This window comes from Pseudomonas sp. p1(2021b) (genome assembly GCF_020151015.1).
GTDB lineage: Bacteria > Pseudomonadota > Gammaproteobacteria > Pseudomonadales > Pseudomonadaceae > Aquipseudomonas > Aquipseudomonas putida_K.
Genome location: NZ_CP083746.1, coordinates 811,331 through 837,112 on the forward strand (window position 1 = coordinate 811,331; position 25,782 = coordinate 837,112).

Annotated in this window: 21 protein-coding genes; 6 read left to right on the top strand and 15 right to left on the bottom strand. The window is 64.5% G+C overall.

Annotated features, from left to right (window positions below; translation table 11 throughout):
- Nucleotides 1–2: 2 nt before the first annotated feature.
- Nucleotides 3–1,064 carry an HlyD family secretion protein gene (locus K8374_RS03840; RefSeq protein ID WP_224459265.1) on the top strand — a complete coding sequence of 354 codons (1,062 nt, stop codon included), beginning with the start codon at nucleotides 3–5 and terminating at the stop codon, nucleotides 1,062–1,064.
- Nucleotides 1,061–2,500, top strand: a complete 1,440-nt coding sequence (locus tag K8374_RS03845) for an efflux transporter outer membrane subunit (RefSeq protein WP_224457991.1) — start codon at nucleotides 1,061–1,063, stop codon at nucleotides 2,498–2,500. Before K8374_RS03840 ends, K8374_RS03845 begins: the two co-directional genes overlap by 4 nt.
- A 94-nt stretch (nucleotides 2,501–2,594) precedes the next feature.
- Here K8374_RS03845 and K8374_RS03850 read toward each other — a convergent pair whose 3' ends face one another.
- The 15 genes from K8374_RS03850 to yaaA all read right to left on the bottom strand — a co-directional run bounded on the left by K8374_RS03850 (nucleotide 2,595) and on the right by yaaA (nucleotide 21,902).
- Complete coding sequence (locus K8374_RS03850) at nucleotides 2,595–3,419, bottom strand: SDR family oxidoreductase (RefSeq protein ID WP_224457992.1); 825 nt, start codon at nucleotides 3,417–3,419, stop codon at nucleotides 2,595–2,597.
- Nucleotides 3,420–3,448: 29 nt separating this feature from the next.
- Nucleotides 3,449–3,913 (bottom strand): multidrug transporter, encoded by a 465-nt coding sequence (locus tag K8374_RS03855; RefSeq protein WP_224457993.1) that lies wholly within the window; start codon nucleotides 3,911–3,913, stop codon nucleotides 3,449–3,451.
- A 177-nt stretch (nucleotides 3,914–4,090) separates the two neighbouring features.
- A complete protein-coding gene (locus tag K8374_RS03860; protein WP_224457994.1) occupies nucleotides 4,091–5,545 on the bottom strand; it encodes a mannose-1-phosphate guanylyltransferase/mannose-6-phosphate isomerase in 1,455 nt (484 codons plus the stop codon).
- A gap of 34 nt (nucleotides 5,546–5,579) precedes the next feature.
- A complete protein-coding gene (locus tag K8374_RS03865; RefSeq protein ID WP_411969595.1) occupies nucleotides 5,580–6,233 on the bottom strand; it encodes an alginate O-acetyltransferase AlgF in 654 nt (217 codons plus the stop codon).
- A gap of 7 nt (nucleotides 6,234–6,240) precedes the next feature.
- Nucleotides 6,241–7,398 carry an alginate O-acetyltransferase gene (locus K8374_RS03870; RefSeq protein WP_224457996.1) on the bottom strand — a complete coding sequence of 386 codons (1,158 nt, stop codon included), beginning with the start codon at nucleotides 7,396–7,398 and terminating at the stop codon, nucleotides 6,241–6,243.
- A 10-nt stretch (nucleotides 7,399–7,408) separates the two neighbouring features.
- Nucleotides 7,409–8,866: an MBOAT family O-acyltransferase gene (locus K8374_RS03875; protein WP_224457997.1), complete on the bottom strand. Its 1,458-nt coding sequence runs from the start codon at nucleotides 8,864–8,866 to the stop codon at nucleotides 7,409–7,411.
- Nucleotides 8,867–9,046: 180 nt separating this feature from the next.
- Nucleotides 9,047–10,153: a mannuronate-specific alginate lyase gene (locus K8374_RS03880; RefSeq protein WP_224457998.1), complete on the bottom strand. Its 1,107-nt coding sequence runs from the start codon at nucleotides 10,151–10,153 to the stop codon at nucleotides 9,047–9,049.
- Nucleotides 10,154–10,160: 7 nt separating this feature from the next.
- Entirely contained in the window at nucleotides 10,161–11,606 is a 1,446-nt protein-coding gene (locus K8374_RS03885; protein WP_084857164.1) for an alginate O-acetyltransferase, read from the bottom strand.
- 13 nt (nucleotides 11,607–11,619) lie between these two features.
- Nucleotides 11,620–13,182 carry a mannuronan 5-epimerase AlgG gene (gene algG, locus K8374_RS03890; RefSeq protein ID WP_224457999.1) on the bottom strand — a complete coding sequence of 521 codons (1,563 nt, stop codon included), beginning with the start codon at nucleotides 13,180–13,182 and terminating at the stop codon, nucleotides 11,620–11,622.
- A gap of 19 nt (nucleotides 13,183–13,201) precedes the next feature.
- Nucleotides 13,202–14,680, bottom strand: coding sequence for an alginate export family protein (locus K8374_RS03895; RefSeq protein WP_084857168.1), 1,479 nt, complete (start codon nucleotides 14,678–14,680; stop codon nucleotides 13,202–13,204).
- Nucleotides 14,677–16,119, bottom strand: coding sequence for an alginate biosynthesis TPR repeat lipoprotein AlgK (gene algK, locus K8374_RS03900; protein WP_224458000.1), 1,443 nt, complete (start codon nucleotides 16,117–16,119; stop codon nucleotides 14,677–14,679). Before algK ends, K8374_RS03895 begins: the two co-directional genes overlap by 4 nt.
- 90 nt (nucleotides 16,120–16,209) lie before the next feature.
- Nucleotides 16,210–17,373: an alginate biosynthesis protein Alg44 gene (locus K8374_RS03905; protein ID WP_224458001.1), complete on the bottom strand. Its 1,164-nt coding sequence runs from the start codon at nucleotides 17,371–17,373 to the stop codon at nucleotides 16,210–16,212.
- Between the two features lie 36 nt (nucleotides 17,374–17,409).
- Nucleotides 17,410–18,891: a mannuronan synthase gene (alg8, locus tag K8374_RS03910; protein ID WP_224458002.1), complete on the bottom strand. Its 1,482-nt coding sequence runs from the start codon at nucleotides 18,889–18,891 to the stop codon at nucleotides 17,410–17,412.
- A 59-nt stretch (nucleotides 18,892–18,950) separates the two neighbouring features.
- Complete coding sequence (locus K8374_RS03915) at nucleotides 18,951–20,267, bottom strand: nucleotide sugar dehydrogenase (RefSeq protein WP_224458003.1); 1,317 nt, start codon at nucleotides 20,265–20,267, stop codon at nucleotides 18,951–18,953.
- 855 nt (nucleotides 20,268–21,122) lie between these two features.
- Nucleotides 21,123–21,902: a peroxide stress protein YaaA gene (gene yaaA, locus K8374_RS03920; protein ID WP_224458004.1), complete on the bottom strand. Its 780-nt coding sequence runs from the start codon at nucleotides 21,900–21,902 to the stop codon at nucleotides 21,123–21,125.
- 136 nt (nucleotides 21,903–22,038) lie between these two features.
- Here yaaA and K8374_RS03925 point away from each other — a divergent pair, with 136 nt between their 5' ends.
- The 4 genes from K8374_RS03925 to K8374_RS03940 all read left to right on the top strand — a co-directional run bounded on the left by K8374_RS03925 (nucleotide 22,039) and on the right by K8374_RS03940 (nucleotide 25,782).
- A complete protein-coding gene (locus K8374_RS03925; protein ID WP_224458005.1) occupies nucleotides 22,039–23,166 on the top strand; it encodes a polysaccharide deacetylase family protein in 1,128 nt (375 codons plus the stop codon).
- A 322-nt stretch (nucleotides 23,167–23,488) separates the two neighbouring features.
- Nucleotides 23,489–24,883, top strand: coding sequence for a PhoH family protein (locus K8374_RS03930; RefSeq protein WP_224458006.1), 1,395 nt, complete (start codon nucleotides 23,489–23,491; stop codon nucleotides 24,881–24,883).
- Nucleotides 24,884–25,066: 183 nt separating this feature from the next.
- Nucleotides 25,067–25,537 carry a cyclic pyranopterin monophosphate synthase MoaC gene (gene moaC / locus K8374_RS03935; protein WP_224458007.1) on the top strand — a complete coding sequence of 157 codons (471 nt, stop codon included), beginning with the start codon at nucleotides 25,067–25,069 and terminating at the stop codon, nucleotides 25,535–25,537.
- A complete protein-coding gene (locus K8374_RS03940) occupies nucleotides 25,537–25,782 on the top strand; it encodes a MoaD/ThiS family protein (protein WP_224458008.1) in 246 nt (81 codons plus the stop codon). Before moaC ends, K8374_RS03940 begins: the two co-directional genes overlap by 1 nt.

A 25,782-nucleotide genomic window follows, 5' to 3' on the forward strand; every position in this document is an offset into this window, starting at 1 on the left:
AAATGACGAACAACCGCAAGACCCTCGTGATCGGCTCGGCACTGGCCGTGGCCGTGCTCGCTGCTCTGGTGATGCCCTGGATGCTGGGCAGCGACCACGAGCAGCGCACCAACGACGCCTACGTGACCGCCGACTACACCGTGGTCGCGCCCAAGGTCGCCGGTTTCATCAAGCAAGTGCTGGTCGAGGACAACCAGCAGGTCAAGGCCGGGCAGTTGCTGGCGACCATCGATGCCCGTGACTACCAGGCCGCCCTGGATGCCGCCCAGGCCCAACTGCTGGTGGCCAAGGCGCAGAGTGCCGATGCTCGCGCCACCCTGGAGCGTCAGGGCTCGCTGATCGCCCAGGCCGAGGCTGCGGTGAAGGCGGCGCAGGCCGAGATGGCCTTCGCCGAACATGAGGTCAAGCGCTACAGCCGCCTGGCCGAGCAGGGCGCCGGCACCGTGCAGAACGCCCAGCAGGCACGTAGCCGGGTCGACCAGGCCCGTGCACGCCTGGCCGACGCCCAGGCGGCGCTGGTGGCCACGCGCAAGCAGGTGGATATCCTCAGCGCCCAGGTGGCCAGCGCCGACGGCCAGCTCAAGCGTGCCGAGGCAGGGCTGGAGAAAGCCCAGCTGGACCTTTCCTACACCCAGATCACCGCCCCGGTGGACGGCATGGTCGGCGAGCGCGCCCTACGCGTGGGTGCCTACGTCAACCCGGGTGCGCGCCTGCTGTCGGTGGTGCCGCTGCAACAGGCCTATGTGGTCGGCAACTTCCAGGAAACCCAGCTGACCCACGTGCAACCCGGCCAGCCGGTGAGCATCAGTGTCGATACCTTCTCCGGCGAAACACTGCATGGTCATGTCCAGAGCATTGCCCCAGCCACCGGCGTGACCTTCGCCGCGGTGAAGCCGGACAACGCCACCGGCAACTTCACCAAGGTGGTCCAGCGCATCCCGGTGAAGATCGTCTTCGATGACGGCCAGCCGCTGCTCGAACGCCTGCGGGTGGGCATGTCGGTGGTCGCGACCATCGACACCCACGGCGACACGCTCGAAGGCAAAGAGGTGAGCGCGCGATGAAGCCTGCATTCCGCTTGAGCCCCTTGTTGCTGGCGGTGCTGTTGGCCGGCTGCACCCTGGGCCCGGACTTCCAGCGCCCCGCCAGCCAGGCGCCACAGGTATGGTCTCCGGTACAGGGCGAGGCCGCCGCCAGCCAGCCCACTGCCGACCCTCTGGAGCTGCGCTGGTGGGACAGCTTCCACGATGCCGCGCTGAGCGCGCTGATCCAGCGCGTAGCCGAGCGCAATCTCGACCTGCAGATGGCCAGCGCGCGCCTGCTGCAGAGCCGCGCCTTGCGCAGTTCCGTGGCCGCCGACGAGGTGCCCTCGGTGGACATGAATGCTGGCTACAGCCGTGCGCGCAATAGTGCCGAAGGCCTGAACGACCCGTCCGGCAAGGCGGGCAAGTCGGCCTTCAATCTGTGGCAGGGCGACCTGGTGGCAGGCTGGGAGCTGGACCTCTGGGGACGGGTGCGCCGGCAGGTGGAGGCCGCCGATGCCACGGTGGAAGTGGCGGAGAACGATCGTCGTGGCGTGCTGCTGGCGTTGCTGGCCGAAACGGCTGGTGACTATATCCAGCTGCGTGCGGTGCAACACACCTTGCAGATCACCCACGACAACCTCAAGGTCGCCCGGCATAGCCTCGAGCTTTCCCAGGACCGACAGGCCGAAGGCGTCGCCACGCGTCTGGACGTGGCACAGGCCAGCGCCCAAGTGGCGTCGATCGAGGCCCGCCTGCCCACGCTCGAAGCCCGGCGCGACGACCTGATCAACGCCCTGAGCCTGCTCGCTGCCGAGCCGCCGCGCAGCCTGCAAGGCCAGTTGCTGGCCGCTGGCGAGCTGCCCGCGCCGCGCCAGTCGTTCGCCATAGGCTTGCCTTCGGAGCTGGCCGAGCGTCGCCCGGACATCCGCCAGGCCGAGGCGCGCCTGCATGCGGCCACCGCCAGCATCGGCGTGGCCAAGGCCGATTTCTACCCCAGCATCCGGTTGTCGGGCAGTGTCGGCTTCCAGGCCATGCAGCTGTCCGATTTCGGCGCCTGGGATGCGCGGCGTTTCGCCTTCGGGCCGCAGCTGTCGTTACCGATCTTCGAAGGTGGGCGCTTGAAGGGCACGCTCGAACTGCGCGAGGCCCAGCAACAGGAGGCGGCGTTGAACTACCGCAAGGTGGTGCTGGGGGCGTGGCACGAGATCGACGATGTGCTGCGCTTGTACAACGCCAGCCAGTTGCGTCGCGACCATTTGGCCGAGGCGGTGAAGCAGAACCGCATCGCCCTGGAGACCGCGCAGCGCCAGTACGTGGAAGGGGCAGTGGATTTCCTCAACGTATTGAGCGTGCAGGGGGCGTTGCTGGCCAGCGAAGAACAGTGGATCGACAGTTCGGCGGCCGTGTCCCAGGCATTGGTGGGGCTGTACAAGGCGTTGGGCGGTGGGTGGCAGGCGTTCGACGAGCCGGTGTAGGGGGCCGCTGCGCGGCCCTATCGCGGGACAAGCCCGCTCCTACAGGTTCGCGTGGGAGCTGCCGCGAAAGGGGCGCAAAGCGCCCCTGAAAATATCACAGAGGGCGCAGCAATCCGAACCGCTTGCGCAACACCTTGTCCAGCAACCGCCGCGGCACCAGCCGGGCCAGCAGCGGCAGCGCCGTGCTGCCATTGCCCAGGCGCACCAGCGCGGGCGTCGGCGTCTTGCCGGTCGCCGCCAGCACCCCTTGGGCGAACACCGCAGCGGGTGTCGGCCTGTCCTGCGAAGCCCGCGCCCGAGCCTGGACATGTTCGCGCAACGGCCACCACGGGGAATCCGCGGCCAGCACTTCATCCGCCTGGCGCTGGGCATTGCTGGCGAATTGCGACGCGATGGCGCCTGGCTGCACCTCCATCACTCGGATGCCGAACGGCGCCAGCTCCAGGCGCAGGGCATCGCTGAGCGCGTTCACGGCTGCCTTGGAGGCGCAATAGGCACCGGCGAACGGAGTGACCAGCACGCCCGAAACGCTCCCGATGTTCACCACCAGGCCCCGGGCGCGGCGTAACAGCGGGAACAGCGCGCCGGTCACGCCGACCACGGCGAAGACGTTGGTTTCGAACTGCTGGCGCATGGCTTCGACACCACCGTCGAGCAAAGGGCCCATGGCGCCATAGCCGGCATTGTTGACCAGGATATCCAGGCTGCCGTGGCGATCTTCCAGCTCCTCAGCCAGGCGTGCCAGGGCCTCGGCGTCGTTCACGTCCAGCTGCCGGGCCGCGAAGCCGGCGGCGGCCAGTTGTTCGACATCTTCGGGTTTGCGGGCGGTGGCCCAGACTTCGTGGCCGGCGTCGCGGAAGGCTTCGGCCAGTGCGCGGCCGATGCCGCTGGAACAACCGGTGATCAGAACGGTGGGCATGGGGAAGGCCTGTCATCAATGGCGGCGGATCAATTGGCGAACGTACCTTGCAGATGCTCGGCCCGGAACTCCAGCGTCTGCGGGCGATACCCGGAGCGCAGCGGTGGCAGGGGCAGGCAGTCGGTCCAGGTGGCACCGGGCTGCAGCTCGCCAGGGCCACGATAACGTGGGGCGTTGTAGGTATTCTCGGCCAGGTTGACGGTATCGCCTGGGGTATAGGCGGCGACGCGCCAGCGTAGTTCGGTCAGGGGAACATCGTTGCCGTTCTTCATGCGCACCTGCAAGGCTCGGTCGGCGGGGCACTGGTCGGGGGCGTAGGTCAGGCGCAGGTCCAGGCGAGCCAGTTGCGAGGCTTCGCGGGTGTCTTGCCAGACCACCCACAGCGCCACCAGCCCCAGACCGAGCACGGCAGCCAGGGAAATTGGCAGGGCCTTGGCCGGGTAGCGCAGCAGCAATACCAGCCAGGTGAGGATGAGCAGGGCGCCGATGAGCATCGCGAGGTAGACCTTGTTGCAGCGGGTCAGGTCATCCTAGCTGGAAAACGGGGAGGGCTCAAAAGCGGGAGGGCTTTGCCCTCCTTTCGCGGCACAAGGCCGCTCCTACATCTTCCGCATTCCGTAGGAGCGGCCTTGTGCCGCGAAAGGGCCGCAGTGCGGCCCCAGGGTCTTGCTTCACTGCGCGATGGTCTTCACCGAAACCCCGCGTTCCATGGGCGTGGAAGTACGCCCGTAGACATCTTCGAAGCGCTCGATGTCGTCCTCGCCCAGGTAGCTGCCGGACTGCACTTCGATGATCTCCAGCGGGATCTTGCCTGGGTTGCGCAGGCGGTGGATCGACGCGATGGGGATGTAGGTCGACTGGTTCTCGGTGAGCAGGAACACGTTCTCGTCGCAGGTCACCTCGGCCGTACCCGATACCACGATCCAGTGCTCGGCGCGGTGGTGGTGCATCTGCAGCGACAGGCTCGCGCCCGGCTTGACGGTGATGTGCTTGACCTGGAAGCGGCCGCCCATGTCCACCGAGTCGTACGAGCCCCACGGGCGGTACACTTCCAGGTGATTCTGGGTTTCGCTGCGGCCCTGCTGGTCGAGGGTGTTGACCAGCTGCTTGACGCCTTGGACCTTGTCCTTGTGGGCGATCATCATGGCGTCCTTGGTCTCGACCACGACGATGTTCTCCAGGCCGATCACCGACACCAGCTTGCCATTGCCATGGATCATGCAGTTGCGGCTGTCCTGCACCACCACGTCGCCCTTGGTGACGTTGCCGTCGGCGTCCTTGTCGTGCACTTCCCACAGCGACGACCAGCAACCCACGTCGCTCCAGCCGGCCGACAGCGGCACCACGCAGGCACGCTGGGTCTTCTCCATCACCGCGTAGTCGATGGAATTGTCCGGGCAGCAGGCGAAAGTGGCGGCATCGATGCTCAGGGCGTCGCCGTCTTCCTCGCTGCGCTCCAGGGCCAGCAGGCAGGTGTCATAGATGTCCGGGTCATGCTTCTTCAGCTCTTCGAGGAAGCGGCTGGCGCGGAACAGGAACATGCCGCTGTTCCAGAAGTAGCCACCGGCACGGACGAACTCGTTGGCACGCTTCTCGTCGGGCTTCTCGACGAACTGCGCCACGCGCGCCACGCCTTCGGGCAGCAGCGCGTCCTGGCTGGAGCGGATGTAGCCATAGCCGGTCTCGGGCTTGGTCGCCGGCACGCCGAACAGCACCATCTCGCCGCGCTCGGCGGCCACGGTGGCCAGGGCCAGGGCCCGCTGCAGGGCCTTCTGGTCCTCGATCACATGGTCGGCCGGCAGTACCAGCATCAGCTCGTCACGGCCTTCGTTGACCAGCTTCATCGCGGTCATGGCCACCGCCGGGGCGGTGTTGCGGCCGAAGGGTTCCATCAGCAGGCCCTGGGTCTGGAGGTTCAGGCCGGCCAACTGCTCCTGGACGATGAACTTGTGGTCCTTGTTGCAGACCACGATGGGTGCATCCATGCCTTCGAACACCAGGCGCTGGAGGGTCTGCTGGAACAGGGTGTGTTCACCGGTCAGGGCCAGGAACTGCTTGGGGAACTGCTTGCGCGACAGAGGCCACAGACGCGAACCGCTACCACCAGAAAGAATTACCGGAATCATGATGTTTTCTCCAAAAGGTCGATAGGGGCTTGGATCAGTTGCTGGCAACTGGGCGGGTGACCCAGACCGGCGACAGGCTGCTGCCGGAACCGGTGACATAGAGCACCGCCGCTTCGCCGCGCTCGAGGGCGACAGGCTTGAGGTCGCTCACCTTCTTGTCGCCTTCGTACAGGGCCAGGTTGACTTTGACCGGGTTGATCTCGCGCTCGCCGCGGCCGTTGGCGGCGACCGTCTTGACCACTTCGGTCTTGCCGTCGGCAGTCTTGAGGGTCAGCGACTGGTCGGTGAGGTTCTGTACCCGCACCAGGGCCTTCTGCTTGTTCTTGAACGGTGGCTCCTCGATCAGCTGCGGGGTGCCGCTGGCGTTGTTGACCAGGGTGTAGTACTTGTCCGCGGCCAGCTTGACCGGGACGCTCTTGCCGCCGACCTGGGCGGTGTAGTCACCGCCTGGCAGGAAGCTGAAGTCGCTGCTGGCCTGGGCGCCGACCTGCTTGATCTGGGTGTTGCCAACCGATGCGGCGGTCGGGGCGCTGGAAGCGTTGTACAGGCGAACGAAGGTCGAGCCCTTCGGCGCGCTCGGGCCATACAGCGCGGCATCGGCGCCGGCGAGGGCCTGCAGGGAGAGCAGGGACAGGCCTGCCGCGAGGGTGAACGCTTTGGCGAAGGAAGGTTTGTTGGTCATGTGCATGTCCTCTTCAGTGAACCGTCCGATTGGACGACAGGGCCAGGTTTTCTTCGGTCTTGCGGGTGTTCTTCAGCTGCGCGATCCACTGCGGATCGAATGCGCTGAGGTCGTTCTTCATTGGCAGATAACGTTCCGGGAATTCCCACACCACCACTTGCGGGGCGTTGTCCTTGAAGGCGTCGCTCTGCAGGTACTTGAGCATCGGCAGCAGCGGGCCATGGCCGTCTTCGGCGTAGTTGGCCACGTCGCTGCGCAATGCCTGCTGCAGGGCGCCAAGGAAGTTCCAGTGCGGGTTGGCGCTGTAGCTGGTGCCCACCAGCGCCACCGGGATCTGGGTGTCGGCGAACAGGGCATCGCCTGATTCACCCGCAGCTTCGGCCGGCCGGGTGGTGCGTTGCTGCAGGTTGTCCGGGCTCGGCAACAGGTTGCTGAACAGCGGGTCGAGCGGCAGGAAGTTGGTCAGGTCGCCTTTGTACGGGCTGGTGCCACCGGCCTCGGTGATGAACGGCTGCGGGTCGCCATTGAGCAGGTTCTGGCGCGATACCGCCTCGGCCAGGGCCTGGGCCGCGACTTCGGCGCCCAGGGGCGTCCAGTGGGTGTCGGTGCGCAGGAATACCTGGCCACGGGCCTTGGCCTGCTCCAGCGGGGCCATCAGGTCCGGGGCGAACACACCGGCCTGGCGGGCCTGGGCGTGGAACTGGTTGTACAGGTCGCTGTGCAGGCTGGCCGGCAGGGCCTTGCCCAGGTACTCCGAATACACCCGTGCCTTGGCCGGGACGATCGCCAGTACCAACTGGGTGCCGTGGCGCTGCAGGGTGTCGCGCACGCCGCGGATCAGTGCCAGGTTCTCCTGCATCAGTTGCTCGGCGCCGGCGGTGGGCTTGAACTCCTCGTCGGTGAACAGCCACTGGTCGCGCCCCAGCACCACGCCCGGGCGGCCTTCGTTGAACAACTTGAAGTCCAGGGCTGCCCACAGGTTGGTGCCGATGCGCTTGATCGGGAACTGCTCGTCGTAGTGGGTCTCGGCGGCCTTGGCCAGCTTGCCGTTGAGCAGGGTCATCTGCTCGGTACGGTTGAAGCTCTCCAGGCCACCCACCGACCAGGCACCGAGCCCGGTCAGCAAGCCCAGGAACGACAGCGAATAGGTGATGCGTAGTGTCCGGTTCATGATTTAGGCCTCAGAACTGGAAGTAGAGGAACGGTGAGTAGCTCTGTGCCGAGAGCTTGAGCACCGAGGCGACGAACAGCAGCAGGACCAGGGCGCGGGTCATGACGCGAGTCCAGTCCAGGCCGATGGAGCCGTCGGCGTTGATCTGCACCGGGGTCGCCTTGGGCGTGGGCTTGGCGTTGCGGTAGAAGTCGCGCAGGCCGAACACCGCCAGGGTGATGTAGGCCACCACCAGGGTCGCGACTTGAAGGCCGGTGAGCTGGGCGCGGTTGAGCTCCGACAGCTGCCAGTCGCCGAAGCTGAACATGGCGCCGTACATACGGCCGGCCACGTGCAGGTTCTCGGCGCGGAAGATCACCCAGCCGATCACCACCAGCAGGAAGGTGACGGCCCACTTGACCGGGTTGAAGCGCTGCGGGTTGGTGTCCAGGCCCAGGGCGCGCTCGATGGCGAGCCAGGTGCCGTGCCAGGCGCCCCAGATGATGTAGGTGAAGTTGGCGCCGTGCCAAAGGCCACCGAGCAGCATGGTCAGGAACAGGTTGCGGTAGGTGTTGAAGGTGCCTTTGCGGTTACCGCCCAGGGTGATGTACAGGTAGTCGCGCAGCCAGGTGGACAGGCTGATGTGCCAACGCCGCCAGAACTCGGTGATCGACTGGCTGATGTACGGCTGCTTGAAGTTCTCCATGAAGCGGAAGCCCATCATCAGGCCCAGGCCGATGGCCATGTCGCTGTAGCCGGAGAAGTCGAAGTACAGCTGCGCGGTGTAGGCCAGCGCGCCGAGCCAGGCATCGCCGGTGGTGGGGTTCTGCAAGGCGAAGCAATGGTCGGCCACCACTGCCAGGGTGTCGGCGATGAACACTTTCTTGATGAAGCCCTGCATGAAGCGGGTGCAGCCTTCGGAGAACTTGTCCAGGGTGTGGGTGCGGTTGTTGAACTGGTCGACCAGGTCCTTGAAGCGCAGCACAGGGCCGGCGATCAGGTGCGGGAAGATCGCCACGAAGGCCGCGAAGTCGATCAGGTTGCGCGTGGCCGGGGTGTCGCCGCGGTACACGTCGATGATGTAGCTGATCGACTCGAAGATGTAGAACGAGATACCGATCGGCAGCAGCACATGGGTGAGGATGAACGGCTGCATGCCGAACGAGGTGATGATCGCGTTGAGGCTGTCGACGCCGAAGTTGGCGTACTTGAAATAGCCGAGGATCGCCAGGTCGACGCCCACGCCCAACAGCAGCCAGCGCTGTGCCGGCTTGGTGCGCACACCGGCGGCGCCGACTCTCAGGCCGATCCAGTAGTTCCACAGCGTGACGCCGGCGAACAGGGCAAGGAAATCCACCCGCCACCAGGCATAGAAGATATAGCTGGCGATCAGCAGCAGCAGGTTGCGATAGCGTTGCCCGCTCAAGTAGTACAGGCCGAGGAATATCGGCAGGAACAGGAACAGGAACACGTTGGACGAAAAGACCATCCGGGTTCTCCTTGTCGTTCACATCAACCGGGGCAAAGGCCCCCCAAACCCCCCACCCTGAAGAGGGGGATACCTAGGTCCCTGTGGGAGCGGGCTTGACCCGCGATAGCGTCAGCAGGTTTATCCAGTGCTGCCTGGTCTGGCGCTATCGCGGGACAAGCCCGCTCCCACAGGGTTTCGTCATTTCTTCGATTCCGCGCTCGGGTCGTAGACCCGCGTCAGGTCGCCACCCAGGCGGAAGTTGTTGAACGGCTGCATGCCGCGCTTGCGCTTGAGGGTGTCGCCGCTGCACGGGTACAAGCTGCACCAGGGTTCGAGCCAGGCGTACTTGCTGTCGACCTTCAGGTCCTTCATGTCCTGCTTCTCGCCGTTGCGCTGCTTGAACGCGCTCGGGTCGCGGGCGCCGTAGAGCACTTTCTGGCCCAGGCGTTGCAAGGCGTTGTTGTTCTCGCCGCGCAGGTCCACGCCGTTGGCCTGGGCGAAGCTTGCGATCATCGCCAGCGGCGGCAGGGCATAGTTGTGGTAGGCCAGGGCGCGCTGCTTGCGCTTGAGCTCGTTGGGCAAGAAGCCCTGCTCATCGACCTGGTTGGCGCCGACCTTGTATTCCTTCACCGCCCAGTCGAACAGGTCGCGCCGGTCGGTGGCCACGGCGGTGGCCATGACCGCCCAGGCTGCCCAGTAGCTGTGGTTGTTGATCTTCTCCAGCGGCAGGTCGCTCCAGTCGCGCACGGTCTGTTCGGCCAGGCGCGCCAGCCATTTCTCGATCAGCTCGGCCTCGGCCTGATGCGCGGCCAGCGGCTGGGAGTTGGAGAACTTCAGGCGCAGCCATGAACCGCTCATGCTGCCCAGCGCCCATTTGCGCATGGACTTGCCGGTGTGGTTGTAGTCGGTGGACTCCAGCGCCCCGGCCCGGGCCCAGGTACCGAGCCAGGTCAGGGTGCAGTCCAGCTGCGCCGGGCGGCCGTCGCGCATGTACTGGCCGACCATCTTGCTCACGCCACGTTCGAGTGTGGTGATGTCCTCGGTGGACTCGCGGAAGGCCTTGTCGGAGGCGGCATTGAACGTCGCCCGGGCCTTGTCGGAGCCTTCGTATTTGCTGCGAAACTGCAAGGCGCCTGTGTAGGGCCTGGGCGCGGGTTCGCAGCGGAAGTTGCCGTCCTTGGTCTTGAACTTTTCGATCCCGGCGTAGTACCCCTGTGGGGGCACCAGGCCGCCGGCCTGCGCCGCCGGGCCGAACAGGGCCAGGGCGAGCAGGGCGGGAGCGGTGATCTTGCGCAATGGAGTCATGGTCGCCTCACTGGCCAGCCTGCGCGGTGTTCTGCGCATGACCGGCGAAGTTGTTGCGTTTGCACAGCTTGGCCTCGACCTTCTGGGTACCGTTTTCCGGCCCCTGGACTTCGAGGGCGAGCAGGTTCTGGTCAGCCCAGTCCTCGTCCTCGCGCATTTGGAAGACGAAGCGGCCATCGGTGTCGGAGGTCTCCGGTTTTTCAATCTTGATGTCCTCGTGGCGACCGTTGAGGTACCAGAGGGTGGCCTGCAGCACCTTGACCGAGGGGTCTTCGAACTTGATGTCCATCTGCAGGTTGCGGTTGATCAGGTCCTTGATCACGCCGTTCTTGCCATTGACCATCAGCTCGTTCTTGCCGGGCTTGAGGGTGGCGCTGGCGCTCATCTGCGCAGGGCGGCCGTCACAGCCGTCGTCGAGCAGGGCGAGGATCTGGCGCCAGATGGTTTCCTGGTCCAGGCGGTAGAGCGGGGAGAACTCCCAGATCAGGATCTTGGGTGGGTTCTTGCGGAACTCCTCGCTGCCCAGGTACTGGATCATCGAGCCTTCCAGGCCGCCGCCGGGGAAGGCGACGTTGAGCACGTCGGCACCGATGTACTGCTGCAGGAAACCGGAGAAGTTGTAGTTCTTGCCACTGTGGCTGGTGCCGACCAGGGTGATCTGGGCGTTGCCCGAGTCGCCGAACAGGTCGTCACCACCGCTCGCACCACCCTTGGGCTCGGTGGCGAACTGGTCCATGTACTGCACCGCGTAGCTGGTGCCGCACAGCTGGCCGGCGACGTTGTGCAGGGTGCCGGTCTTGCCCATGCGCCCGGACTTGTGGGTCTCGAATTCCTTGCGCGGGATGCCTTCGAAGGCCGGCATGTCATGCACGGTGTCGGCCACGATCTTGGCCGCGCGCTCGGCGCCGTACGGCGTCCAGTGCTGGTCGCCGCGGAAGTAGAAGTCCTTGCCCTGGTCGGCCGCGGCCAGTTGCTCGTTGGTCAGCGGCGACAGGTCGGGCACGTTGTAGCCCATCTTGGCGAAGCGTTGGAGCATGGCGCGGTAGTTGCCTAGGGCCTTCTGGTAGTCGAAGGCGGCTTTCTCGGCCGGGTTGAGCATGTTGCGGTTCACCAGGCCACGGGTCGGCTGGTACACCAGCACCAGTTCGATGCCGCGTTTCTTGAAGGCATCGTGGACCTGCTGCAGGCGTTTGTAGCCGGCCGGGGTGGTGCTGAACTCGGTGCGCAGGTCTTCGCGGGTACGGAACAGCCAGTCGCCCTGGGCCTGGACCAGGGTGGTGAAGTTCTGCTGGTAGCGGGTCACGTAGCGGCTGGCGTCGTGGGCTTCGGGGCACAGCTGGCAGCAAGGCTCGGCGGTGAAGCTCGGGGCCTGCACATCGGCGGCGCGCACGCCCTGGCTGATGGCCAGGAGGGCGGCGGACAGGCCGAGCAGTTTCATCAGGTGTGGGGTCATGGTCTGGGCTTCCTTAGTCGATCATTTCGGCCTGGCGTTCGACCGGGTCGATCAGCACAGCCTTCTGCTGGCGCACCAGCAGGTCGAGGATTTCGTCCTGGCGCTCGCCCAGCACGCCGTTGAGGCTGATGCCGCTGGCCTTGCGTGGCGCCAGCATGGAGACCTTGTACAGCTCCACCGACAGCGGCGAGTCGATAGACAGCGGGCCGGAGCCGTTGGCCGCCAGTTCGCCACCGACGACGATCAGCGAGACCTTGGTATCGAACGGATCGAGGGCGATGTCGCGGTCGGTGTCGGAAAGGTCCTTGATGTGCCCGTACACACCGACCAGGCCGTTGGCCATGGCGACGTTCTCGTACAGGCGGATGTTCACGCTGTTACGCACGCGGATACCGTGGCGGCGGTTGTTGATCAGCTTGTTGCCCCAGATCAGGTTGTCGCCGCTCTCGTACAGGGTGATGCCGTCGGTGTGGTTGCGGTAGATCTCGTTGTAGGCGACCAGGTTGTTGACGCTGTTACGGTCCAGGACCACACCGGAGAGTTTGTTGTCGTAGCTCTTGTTGTTGATGATCCAGCTGTCGTTGACCTCACGGGAAATGATGATCCCGTGCTTCTTCTTGGTGCCGTACACGGTGTTGCCGGCGATGATCAGGCGGTGCGAGCGGTCGTGGGGGTCGATGCCATAGACAATGTTGTCGCGGTAGGTGTTGTCCTTGACCACGAAGTCCTGGGTCTCGTAGCAGTAGAAGCCGTACCACATGTCGCTGAACTCCGAGCCGATGATCCAGCCGGTGGGTTCCGGGCGGCCCATGCGCTTGGCCATGTTCGGCGTGTACTGGGAGATACTCACCCCGTACGACTTACTCTTGGCGTAGCCGAAGCTGGCCATCTTGGTGTTGACGATGTAGGTCTCGGTACCGCCCCAGGACAGCAGGAACGGGCGGAACTCGTCCGGCTTGCGGAAGGTGGCCGGGCCGTTGGCCTGCTCGCGCCAGCCGGTGACCTTGGTGTCGGTGACGAACAGCTTGCCGTCGTTGACGATGAACGAACCGCCGTCCTGGGACAGGCGCAGTTCCTTGACCTTGCCGTTGATTTCCAGCACGCCGTTGCGGCCGACCACGATCGGCAGACGCGCCAGGTACACCCCCGGTTCGGTCTCGCGCAGGTACTGCTTGGGCACCTGCTTGCTCAGTTGTACCAGATCGACATGCCCGTCATCGACGAAGATCGCCTGGGGGATGCCGTGCTGGCGTCGAACCCATTCGGCGCCCTTGTTGTCGCCGCCGATGAATTCCTTGAGCGACTCCTCCTGGAGCATGCGGCGCACGCTGACCTTGCCCTTGCGGCTGCGATCGAGCTTCTTCTGTACCGCTTCAGCGGTATAGCCGGTGAGGTCGGGCAGCTTGGGCGGGTCCATGTGCAACGGCTCGACCGGTGCAGTGGAGACCGTGTAGGTCTTGGCCTGCTGCAACTCCTTGACCACCGGCTTGGCCGGCTCGGCCAGGGCCAGGCCACTGCTGGCCAGCAGCAGGGCACTGGCCAGCAGGCCGTGGCGGAAATTCGGGTGAAGGTTCATGAGTGTCCTCTCCCGGGCCTCAGTAGCGCCAGATCACGTCGACGAAGGCGCGGTGCATGTAGGAGTCGGTCTCGCTGCCGTAGGCGTCGCCCGGCTTGAACACGCCAGCACGCAGGCGCACCAGGGCCGACGGCTCGTCGATCGACTGGCTCAGCGAAGCCGGCAGCAGGCCCTGCTTGAAGTACTTGGTGACCACCACGTCCATCTCCTGGCCCAGGTCCTTCTCGCCGTTGATCAGCGGACGGTTCACGCCGTTGTCCTCGACCACGGCGTTGATGCCGCTGGAGCCGATGTTCTGCTGGTCATCGACGCGCCAGAACTTGTGGTAGATGAAGCTGGCGTCGTAGTCGTCGCGCAACTGCCAGGAGGCGAACAGGGTGGCTGCCTGCAGGTTGCCCAGCTCGCCACGGAAGGCTTCGCCGAAGCGGTGTACGCGCGAGCGGGTGCCGGTGTAGTTGGAGCGGTTGCTCTCGAGGCCGGTCTGCTCGTAGTTGCTCGAGCCGTCGCTGCCGCCACCGCCGCTGCCGCGGGCATAGGCCGCACCGACCTGCCAGTTGGGATTCAGGCGCAGGCGCACGCCCAGGTCGGTGGCCCAGGCATTGACGTCACCGCTCTGCTTGCCGGTGGCGACCTGCTCGTTGCCCACGGTCTGGCTGCTGAGGGTGTCGCGATCGCCGGTCAGCCAGGTGACGCTGCCCCAGTAGTTGACGGTATGGTCGTTGCGCCAGTTGTAGGCGTCGCTGTTGGCTTCCAGGCCCAGCCAGGTAAGATCGCCGGTGCGAGTCTTGTCCAGCGCATCGACGGTTTCGCCCGGGTCTTTCAGGCTGCCGCTGTCGTGGGTGTGGTGGGCACGCACGCCAACCCAGTGCCCCGGCGTCCATTGGGTGGCGACGTTACCGTAGACGTGGGTGCGGTCCTTGTCCTCGGGGGCGAGCTCGGTGAGGTCGGTGCGGTATTCGCTGAAGCGCTGGGCTACGCCCAGGTCGGCCTTGAGCAGGGTGGTGTCGAAGGTCCAGTTCAGCGCCTCGATGTTGGTGTCGCGCCACATGCCGTCGTCGCTGCGCAGGCGCTGGCGACCGAAGCGCAGTTGCTCGCCCGGGTACGGGGTGAAGCCGCTGTAGCCGACCCAGAATTCACGCATCGCCAGGTAGCTCTTGTCGGGCTTGCGGCCATCGTCGGCGTTGTCCACCGTGCTGCCGTCGTCGGACTGGCGCAGGGTGTCGGTCTCGATGATGTCGGTGGCGGCCACCGCCTGGCCCATGGCGAAGGCGCTCCAGTTGCCACGCTCGCCGTACACCCAGGGGCGCAGGTCAAGGCCCAGGCCGTTGACGTCGCCGCCGGAGCGGGTGCCCAGGTCGCGGTCGTCCTCGGACTGGCCGGTGATCTTGATGTCCAGGCCGAAGTTCTTGTCGGCTGTCATTTCCGCCAGGGTCGGGCAGGACCACAGCAGGGCGAAGCTCAGGCCAATGCCGGCTTTCACGAATGGATTGAGCGTCATAGCGAGTCCTCACCGTCTACTTCTTTTTCTTCGTCTTGCAGGGCTTCCTGGGCCAGGGTGCTGTTGCCGACCTGGGCCATGCTGCCGCGTGCCTGCTTTTCCTGGTCCAGCAGTTGCTGGGCCTGGCTGCGTTGTTCGGGGGTCAGTTGCTGCTCGAGCTGTTGCAGCAGCTCGGCCGACTGGGGCGTCGGGTTGGCCTGGGCCAGTTGGGCGAATACCCACGCGTTGGTCGGCGCCGGGCGGATGCCACGGCCTTCGCTGAACAGCTGGGCCAGGGCATAGTCAGCGCTCAGCTGGCCACCACGGGCGGCGCTGAGCAGGTGATCGACGGCCTTCTGCGGCTCGACGTGGCCCAGGTAGCCGCGACGGTATAGCTGGCCGAGGTAGTAGTGGGCGCTGATCTCGCCGGCATCGGCGGCCGCCTGCAGGTGTTGCTCGGCCTTCTTGGCATCGGCCGGCAGGGTCTTGCCTTCGTAGTAGAGGCGGCCCAGCAGCAGTTCGGCGCGCGGCTGTTCGGCCTCGCGGCCTTTGTCGATGTAGGCCAGCAGCTGGTCGCTGTCGCCGAGCTCGGGGAAGTCGTACACCAGCTGCGCCAGGCTCACCCAGGAGGCCGGGTTGGCCGGGGCCACGTGTTCGAGCAGTTCCTTGGCGGTCTTCTCGTCGGTCTGGCCCAGGCTGCGGTCGGCCAGGACGCGGGCGACGCTGTCGACCCGGGTGGCCGGTACCGCACCGCTGCCGTAGGCGGCCTTGAGCTGCTGGATCAGTGCGGCCTGTTGGTCGGGCTGGGCACGCTTCTGGTAGACGGTGGCCAGTTCCACGTAGCAGATGTCGGTGGTGTTCAGCGCGGCCTTGCAGATCTTCTCCACATCGCCCAGGTGCTGGTCGTAGGTGCCCTGGGTGCGATAGAGCAGTACCTGGGCCAGACCCGCCTCGGGGTTACCGGCGGCGCGCCACCGGTCGATCTGCTGCTGGGCGTTGACGTTGGGGAAGCTCTGCGGGTACTGCAGGTAGAGCATCGCCAGGGGGATCAGGGTGTTGCGCTCGCCTTGTTGCGCCGCGAGCTTGAGCAGGGTCTCGGCCTCCTGGCGCTCAGCCTGGGTGGCGTCGGGCTTGGCCACCAGCAGGCGGCCGAGGCGGGCCTGGGCACGCGGCGAAGTGGCCGCAGCGGCGCGGTAGGTGGCCTCCGCCTGCTTGAGCTGGGCCGGGTCGCGGGTGGCGACCTGGATATCGGCCAGGCCCACCTGGGCATCGCTGTAGCCCAGGTCGGCCAAGGCCTTGTAGTTGCGCTCGGCCAGGGCGGTATCGCCGCGCTTCATGGCTTCGTTGGCCAGGCGCTGGTCGGGCAGGCCGGAGCAGCCGGCCAGGGCTATGGCCAGGGCGCACAGTCCCAGGGCTGCACGGTCCCTGTGGGAGCGGGCTTGCCCGCGAATCGATTGCATGAGCGACACCGTAGCGCCGGCGTACCTCTTCGCGGGCAAGCCTGCTCTCACAGGGATGGTGTTGGATTCAGAGATCATTGTTCGATCCTCTTACAGCCCGCGGGCCACAGCCTTGTCGATCAGCCAGTCCAGCGACGGGCCACGGTCGGCGTTGACGGAGGCAGGGCGGCCAGCCAGTTCGGCAGGCAGGGCGCCGTCGGGCTTGATCTGCACGCGGATATCCGAGGCCAGGTCTTCACTGTTGAGGTTGGCGCTGCTGACGATCTGGCCGGTGCGCACGTCGTCTTCGCCGGCGATCTGGAACTGCACGCGGGTGCCGGGCTTGACCTGGTCGAACTGGCGGTAGCTGAAGCGCGCCTCGATCATCGGATTGCTGGTACGCGGGATCAGCTGGAAGATCGGCTGGCCTTTGGCGGCGTACTGGCCGTCGTTCACCAGTTGACGCGAGACTAAGCAATCGCAGGGGCTGGTGAGGGTGCCGGAAAGCTGCTTGCCGAACAGCTCCTCGACCTTGGCCGGCTCGAGCTGCGAGTCGTCCAGGTGGCCCTTTAGCATGTCCAGCATGCTGGTGCTGAAGCTCGCCAGCGGCGCGCCCTTGACCACCTGGCCGCCACTTTCCACCAGGCTCTGCACAGTGCCGTCGCGGGGCATGGTGACGTTGGTGGTGGGCACGGCGACCACACCGGCCTCGGCGTGGCTGACGAAGTACATGCCATACAGCGACTTGGCGATGAAGCTGAAGGCGGCCACGCCGACCACGAACACGCCGAGGCTGACGGTGACCGCGCGCAGGCGGCCGAAGGCCGACAGGCCCGAGCCGTTGTCCTTCTGCTTGCGCGCCTTGGTGAAGTTGTCGCGCTGCAGGGTGCTGAGCACGCCGCCCACGTCGATCATCTCGCCGGACAGGAAGGTGGTGATGATGTGACGCAGGGTCGCCACGTCGCGCGGCTCCAGGTTCTGGAACTGCACGCCGGTGCGGCCGGTGCTCTGGTAGGAGCGGACCTGGAACTCGACGTCCATGGACAGGCCCAGGTTGTCGACCGTGAACTGCAGGCGGCCCCGCAGGACGTCACCAACATTCAACGGTTTACTGGTGTGGAAGGACAGGCCCCCGGCGGAGAGATCGTCCACCTTCACATCGTGCGTCTCGCGGTTGCGGTCCAGGTAGCGCAGTTTGGCGGGGATGCGTACCCGTACATGCTGGCGCTGGGCTTCGGACTCATGCACGACATTGGCGTTCACGGCGGTATTCATGGCGATTTCTTTCCTGTTAGTTCCGTTCCGGGGGGCTCACACGATCATGAACAGCACAGCGACGAAGATGCTGGCCGCCGAGAAGGTCATGGTCCGCGAGGACCAGGTGTTGAACCATTGTTGAAAACTTGCGAGGTCACGCTTGAGCGCAGTCGGCTGGCGGGTCCACGACTGTTTGTCGAGGCGGAAGAACACGTAGATCTTCATGATCGCGCCGACGATCTGGTTGTAATAAAGGATCAGCGGGTAGGCCGGCCCTACGTTGTGGCCCGAGCACAGCAGCATGATGGTGAGGATCAGGCGGGTGATGCCGATCCACAGCAGGTACACCAGCAGGAAGCCCAGGCCGAACTTGAGGCTGGCGATCACCGCCACGGTCAGGCCCAGCAGGCTGGTCCACATGGACACGCGCTGGTCGAACAGGACGATGCTGGTGAACAGCCCCAGGCGCTTGAGGCCCAGGCCCAGTGCGCGGGAGTTCTGTCGCAGGTTGTTGCCGTACCAGCGGTACATCAGCTTGCGGCTGGCCTTGAGGAAGCTCTTCTCCGGCGGGTGCTCGACCGTGTTGATCGCCGCGTCCGGCACGTAGAAGGTGTCGTAGCCCAGGCGCATGAGGCTGAACCAGCTGGACTTGTCGTCACCGGTAAGGAACTTGAAGCGGCCCAGGCGCCAGTGGTACAGCGAGTCGCTTTCCACGTCGGCGATGAACTCGGGGTTGGTCACCACGCTGGCGCGGAACATCGACATACGCCCGGTCATGGTCAGCACGCGCTTGGACAAGGCCATCGAGCACATGTTGATGTGGCGCTGGGCGAAGCGCAGCTTGTGCCACTCGCTCATGATGTAGCCGCCGCGCACTTCGCAGAATTCGTTGGTGGTCAGGCCACCGACATTGGGGAACAGCTTGAACCAGGGTACGGTCTTGCGGACCACGCCTTCGCCGAGCACGGTGTCGCCGTCGATCACCGCGACCACCGCATGCTCGTCGGGCATCATCCGCGAGATGGCGCGGAAGCCGAAGGCCAGGCCGTCGCGCTTGCCGGTACCGGCGATGCGCACGAAGTCCAGCTTGACGTGGGCGGGCGGGTTGTAGCGGGCCCACAGGCTCTTGACCAGCAGCTCATCGGACATCTCCACCAGCGAGCAGACCACGGTGGTGGGGTAGCCACAATCGATCGCCTCGCGGATCACCGAGCTGTAGACCTGCGCGGTGGTGTGGGCGTCGATGCGGAAGCTGGTGACCATCAGGTACACGTGGGACGGGTCGGCTGCCTTGCCCAGCTTGCGCACCTTGCGGCGCAGGTACGGGTAGACGCCGTAGAGGAAGACCATGCCACGGATGAAATGGGTGGCGCCCATGGAATAGCGCCAGATGCCGACAGCGCCGACCAGGAAGATGAAGTGCTTCGACTGCGAGTCGAAGATGTCGCTGGGCAGGGCCAGGGCGATCAGCATGAGCAGGCTCACGTAGAGCAGCCACCCGGCGCACTGCAACAGCACTGTCTGGAGCCTTTGCATGTTCAGCATCCGTCGCGAGAATCAGGGGGAAGGGCAGCGGTTGCCCGCTGCCCGGCCGGTTACCAGCAGATGCCTTCGGTACGGCTGGTGCCGCAGGTGGGCTTGGTCATGAAGCCGACCAGGTCGATCACCTGCTTGCCTTCCGGTGCCTGCTGGGCGAGGGCACGGAACTTCTCGTCGCGGTTGCCCAGGACGATCACGTCGGCGTTGTCGATGACGTGCTGCAGGTCATCGTTGAGCAGCGACGACACGTGGGGGATCTTCGACTCGATGTAGTCCTTGTTGGCGCCGTGGACGCGGGCGTACTGGACGTTCTGGTCGTAGATGTTCAGCTCGTAGCCCTTGCCGATCAGACGCTCGGCCAGTTCCACCAGCGGGCTTTCACGCAGGTCATCGGTGCCAGCCTTGAACGACAGGCCCAGCAGGGCGACCTTGCGCTTGTCGTGGCTTTCGATGATGTCGAAGGCGTTCTGCACCTGGGACTCGTTGCTGCGCATCAGTGAGTCGAGCAGCGGTGCCTTCACGTCCAGGCTCGAGGCGCGGTAGGTGAGGGCGCGCACGTCCTTGGGCAGGCACGAGCCGCCGAAGGCGAAGCCTGGGCGCATGTAGTACTGGGACAGGTTCAGGACCTTGTCCTGGCAGACCACGTCCATCACGTCGCGGCCATCGACACCCACGGCCTTGGCGATGTTGCCGATCTCGTTGGCGAAGGTGACCTTGGTGGCGTGCCAGACGTTGCAGGTGTACTTGATCATTTCGGCCACTTCGACCGGCTTGCGGATGATCGGCGCGTCCAGCTCCTCGTAGATGGCCTGGAGCACGTCGCCGCTGGCTTTGTCCAGCTCACCGATGACGGTCATCGGTGGGCGGTCGTAGTCGGCGATGGCGGTGCTTTCGCGCAGGAACTCAGGGTTGACCGCGACGCCGAAGTCGACGCCGGCCTTCTTGCCGGAGCAGTCTTCGAGGATCGGGATCACCACGTTCTTGACGGTGCCCGGCAGTACGGTACTGCGGACCACGATGGTGTGGCGGCGCTCGGTATCGCGCAGCACGTAACCGATCTCGCGGCACACCGACTCGATGTACTCAAGGCCCAGGTCGCCGTTCTTCTTGCTCGGGGTGCCGACGCAGATCATCGACACGTCACTGGCACGAATGGCTTCGGCGAAGTCGGTGGTGCCACGCAGGCGGCCATTGGCGATGCCTTGCTGCAGGAGCGGTTCCAGACCCGGCTCGACGATGGGCGACTTGCCCTGGTTGATCAGGTCGATCTTGGTCTTGGACACGTCCACACCAATCACTTCATGGCCCCGTGCCGACAGGCAACCTGCACAGACGGCACCCACATAACCCAAACCAAAGATGCTGATACGCATCGTATTCACCTCGTGTGTTTATCACGTCGGTTCCTCCGGGAAGAACCGAACCGGGTTGATTGACCAGCAGTTTTCGGGCGCACGGCTCCCGGGCGAATGCACAGTTCGCCGAACGCAGGCATGAATAAATCCGGAGCGCGCAAAGTTGTGCACTCACTATTGGCAGTCAAAGGCCAGTAATTAAAAGGCGTGCCCTGAAATGCAGCCGTCTTTATTGCAGTGTGCTAACTCACATACTGCTGTGCTTGTTCTTTCAATTGGAAAAATCCTATGAAATCAACCACTAGGACGATTAGTAGGGGCGCGTCTCTCCTTCGTGGACAGGGCCTTCGGTCGGTACCGTTGCGCCTGTCGAAGTTATCGGAGCCGGTAGTGGATACCGGCCGGTTGTCATCTGTAAGTCATTTCTCACGTCTGCCGCAGGAAATGCGTTACGGGTCCTATGAGCCATTGCCGGTAGCAGAAGTTCCGAGGTCGGTTCCGCACCGGTGAAAGATTTCTAAATATTTTTCAATGGGAAATACTTTCAATCTGATAGCACGGGTCGGTGCGGCCCTTATATATAAAGGCCTAAATCGGGGTGGGATGTTTTTATGCCAGCATCTGAAAAAATTTTTCAAAAAACGTCAAAAAACTACGAACGGTCTTATGGCATTTTGCGATAAGTGGCGGAGTGCTGGTTTTTTGGCGTCAGGATCGTGGCGGGGTGGCAATATGAAGCATGGTCTTTTGCAGGAGGGGATGCGAGCTTGGTCGCCGTGGGAGGTTCGGCGCCTGTGAGGCCGAGCGCAGCTCACGATGCGCCGCGTGGGCGGCGCTCGATGTGCGCCTCCCACGAATCCCTAACCAAGCATTTCAATCGGCAGCGTGATCCCGCAGGAATACCAGATGATCCGGCTTCGACTGCTCGGCACTGTAGTAATACCCCTGCACGTCGAACCGCTTGAGCTGCTCGGGGTCGTCGATCCGTTCCTGGATCACGAAGCGGCTCATCATCCCGCGGGCTTTTTTGGCATAGAAGCTGATGATCTTGTACTGGCCGTTCTTCAGGTCCTTGAAATCCACGTCGATCACCCGCGCCTTCAATGCGCTGCGCTTGACTGCGCTGAAGTACTCGTTGCTGGCCAGGTTCAGCAGCAGGTCATCGTCCTGGTCGGCCAGCGCCTGGTTCAGCCATTCGCTGATGCGTGTGCCCCAGAAGGCGTAGAGGTCCTTGCCGCGGGCGTTGGCCAGCTTGGTGCCCATTTCCAGCCGATAGGGCTGCATCAGGTCCAGCGGGCGCAGCAGGCCGTAGAGGCCCGAGAGCATACGCAGGTGGTCCTGGGCGTAGGTGAAGTCGTCTTCGCTGAGGCTTTCGGCATCGAGCCCGGTGTACACGTCACCCTTGAAGGCCAGCAGGGCCTGCTTGGCATTGGCGGGGGTGAAGTCCGGCGTCCAGCTGCCGAAGCGGGCGGCGTTGAGGCCGGCGAGCTTGTCGGACAGGTGCATCAGCTCACTGATCTGGGCAGGCGTGAATTCGCGCAACTGGGTGATCAGCTCCTGGGAATCGTCCAGGTACTGGGGCAGGGTGAAGCGCTGGGTCACCGGCGGGGTGTCGTAGTCGAGGGTCTTGGCGGGGGAAATCACCGTCAGCATCGGGTCGGCTCCTGGAATCGTCGGCGCCGATTCTACGGGTTGGCGCGAGCGAGGCCAAACTATGGCGACGATAGTCGCGGACCATCGACGGGCGCCACGTTATAGTGCGCGTGATGATGCTGCGGAGAGTCCGATCGTGCGTATTGCCTTCGTCTTGTTGACGGCCCTGCTGTGCCTGGCTGCCCAGGCCGCCCCGTTACCTGTGGCCAGCCTGGACCGCAGCTCGTGGCCGGAGCAACTGGACAGCCCGGCGCTGTTCGATGTCGCCTCCCGCGCCGAGATCCTGTCATTCGCCCAGGTGCTGCAGGAAAGCGAAATGCTCGATGAGCCGGCGCTGGCGGCGCGTTTGCAGCTGCGCCAGGTCAACCTGGCGTCCGTCCGCGCGGTGCGTGCGCGCATGTGGCAGAGGCTGTGGGAAAACTACCAACAGGCCCAGCGAAGCTGTGAGCAGGATGCCTCGTTCTGCTACCCCCTGGACTCGATGGCCGAGTTACGCACCCTGGCTGGCAATTTCGCCGCTGACGTGGGGGAATTCTATGTGCCATGGATCGAGCCCAGCCGGCAGTTCCATAGTCGCTACCTGGACGAACAGCTGCGCAAGGCGGCCGTGTCGCCCCAGACCAGCAGCGAGATCGACCGCGTCTCCAGCCGCGAGCGCAATGGCGACGAGCTCAACGACCGGATGTTCCTGCTGACCTTCGTCGGTGGCCCTGGCCCGGCAGGCGGCAGTACCGACGTGCTGGCCGACTACCTGCGCCGGCAGAAGCTTGGCGGCCTGTTCTTTGTCATCGGCAACCGCCTGCAACAGCGACGTGACGCCGGTGCGGCTGGCTCGCTCGGCGCACTCTATGACGGCCAATGCGTGGGTATCCAGGGCTGGGAATACCGCTCCCATGCCCAGTGGCAGGATTGGCAGGACTCGCTGCGCCGAGCCCAGGCGCGGGTCCAGGCAGACCTGCCGGAACAGTACGTGCCGCTGTTCCGACCTCCCTATGGGCAGCGCAGGGCCGATGGCGAGGCGTTCATGAGGCGTCAGAAACTGCAGGTATCGTTGTGGGACATCGACGCCCAGGATGACAGCGCCTTGAGCGCCCAGGCCTCGGCCCAGCGGGTGCTGACCTTGATGTTGTTGTGGCGCAAGGGCGTGATCCAGTTGCACGACAGCCAACCCAAGGCGCAGCCGGCAGTGGAGTGGTTGTTGCGCAGTACGGCGCAGAGCGGGATCGGTTGGGAGGATTGCCTGGAATACGGGCGGCGCGAGTAAGAGATCCACTGTAGGAACGGGTGTATATCGCGCAATTATGCCGTGCTTGATCTTTGACTCTAGACCCGTCCCGGCCTCAAGCCAAGCCCCGAACATCAATCGGAAAAATAAACTTCAACTGAACGTAAAAAGACTTTTTCTGGTCATCATTTATGCGGTATGTAGGAACCAGACAGCCGAATCCTGCAGCACAGGTGGCGTCATCCAGGCCCTCCTTGCCAGGTGCGCTCCCCGCCCGTAACGACGCGGATACGGGGAGAACGGCGGTCACTCTGCGGCGCAGCCTTACGCGTCGTGTGGCTTTCACATAAGGTGACCGAGTATGGATGACCATGGACGCAACCCTTCCTCCACCCAGCCAATCCTGTATGTGCTCGATACCAATGTCCTGATTCACGACCCCAACGCATTGCTCAACTTCGAGGAGCACCATGTCGCCATCCCGATGACGGTGCTGGAGGAACTCGACAAACTCAAGACCGGCAAGCACACCATCGCCGCCGAATGCCGCCAGGCCATCCGCCTGATCGACCAGACCCTCGGTGATGCCTCGCCCAGCGATGTCGAACAGGGCGTGCCGATCCAGCGTGGCAAGGGCGGGCCCAAGGGCTTCCTGTCGATCCTGATGAGCCCGCGCAACGAACCGAACCGGCTGCTGCCGGAGAACCTCAACGACAACATCATCATCAACCAGCTCTTGGAACTGCGCAGTCGGCGTGCCGACCTTGACGTCGTGCTGGTGACCAAGGACATCAACATGCGCCTGAAGGCGCGTGCCTGCGGCATCGCAGCCGAGGACTACAGCACCGACCAACTGGTCGATGACGTGTCCTTGCTGTCCAAGGGCTACCACTCGGTGACCGGTTCGTTCTGGGACCGGGTCAGCAAGGTCGAGACCCGCCAGGAGCGCGGCCGTACCTGGCACCGGGTGCAACTGACCGACAACCTGCCGGCGGTGCACGTCAACGAGTTCATCATCGACGAACAGGGCTTCGTCGGCTGGGTCAAGGGCATCCGTGAAGACGAACTGCTGTTGCTCGACCTGCACCAGGAGCCTTTGCTGCACCAGGAAGCCTGGGGCCTGAAACCGCGCGACATCCACCAGAGCCTGGCATTGTTCGCCCTGCTCGACCCGGATATCCACCTGGTCAACCTCACTGGCGCCGCGGGTTCCGGCAAAACCATCCTGGCGCTGGCCGCCGCCATCGAACAGACCATGGTCAGCAAGCGCTACCGGCGCATCATCGCCACCCGCAGCGTGCAGGGGCTGGACCAGGAGATCGGCTTCCTGCCGGGCACCGAGGCCGAGAAGATGGAACCCTGGCTGGGCGCCATCACCGACAACCTCGAAGCCTTGCACATGGATGACGAGAGCACCCACGGCAGCGTGGAATACATCCTCGAGCGGGTACCGCTGCAGTTCAAGTCGCTGAACTACATTCGCGGCCGCAGCTTCCAGCAGAGCCTGATCCTGATCGACGAGTGCCAGAACCTTACCCCGCACCAGATGAAAACCATCATCACCCGTGCCGGGGCCGGGTCGAAGGTGGTCTGCCTGGGCAACCTGGCGCAGATCGACACCCCTTACCTGTCGGCCACCAGTTCTGGCCTTACGTACCTCACCGAGCGCTTCAAGGACTTCCCCCACGGCGTTCACATCACCCTGCAGGGCGTGCCGCGCTCGGTGCTGGCCGAGTACGCCGAGTCGCATCTGTAACCCCACCGCCGGGCGGTTCGCCGCCCGGCCTTTGCCTGTTCATTGCGTGCCCCTTGTAGGAGCGACCTCGTGCCGCGAAAGGGCCGCTCCTACAGGGGACTCAGCGTATTGGCTCGGCACATTCCCCTGCTCAAAGCTGACCTACAGGTTTACACTCTTTGTTCCCTTCACAGGAGCAGAGCAGTGCTGACTCATCTCGATTCCCAGGGGCGCGCCAACATGGTCGACGTCACTGAAAAAGCCGTGACGGCGCGCGAGGCCGTTGCCGAGGCGCGGGTGCGCATGTTGCCGCAGACCTTGCAGATGATCGTCGATGGCGAACACCCCAAGGGCGACGTATTCGCCGTGGCGCGCATCGCCGGTATCCAGGCGGCGAAGAAGACCAGCGACCTGATCCCGCTGTGCCACCCGCTGATGCTCACCAGCGTCAAGGTCGAGCTCAATGCCGAAGGCGCTGACGCGGTGCGCATCGTCGCCCGCTGCAAGCTGGCCGGGCAGACCGGCGTGGAGATGGAGGCGCTGACCGCCGCCAGTGTCGCCGCGCTGACCATCTATGACATGTGCAAGGCGGTGGACAAGGGCATGGTCATCGAGCAGGTACGCCTGCTGGAGAAAATCGGCGGCAAGAGTGGCCATTACCAGGTGGAGGCGTGATGAAGGTCCAGGTGGTGTATTTCGCCCGTTATCGTGAACTGCTGGGCCTTGACGGCGAGCCGCTCGAAGGCACGTTCAAAAGCCTCGACGATGTGCGCCAGGCCTTGGTGGCCAAGGGCGGGCAGTATGAGGTGCTGGCGGACCAGAACCTGATGTGCGCGCGCAATCAGGATTTGTGCAAGCCCGACGAGCCGGTTGAAGAGGGGGACGAAGTGGCGTTCTTCCCGCCGGTAACCGGGGGCTGA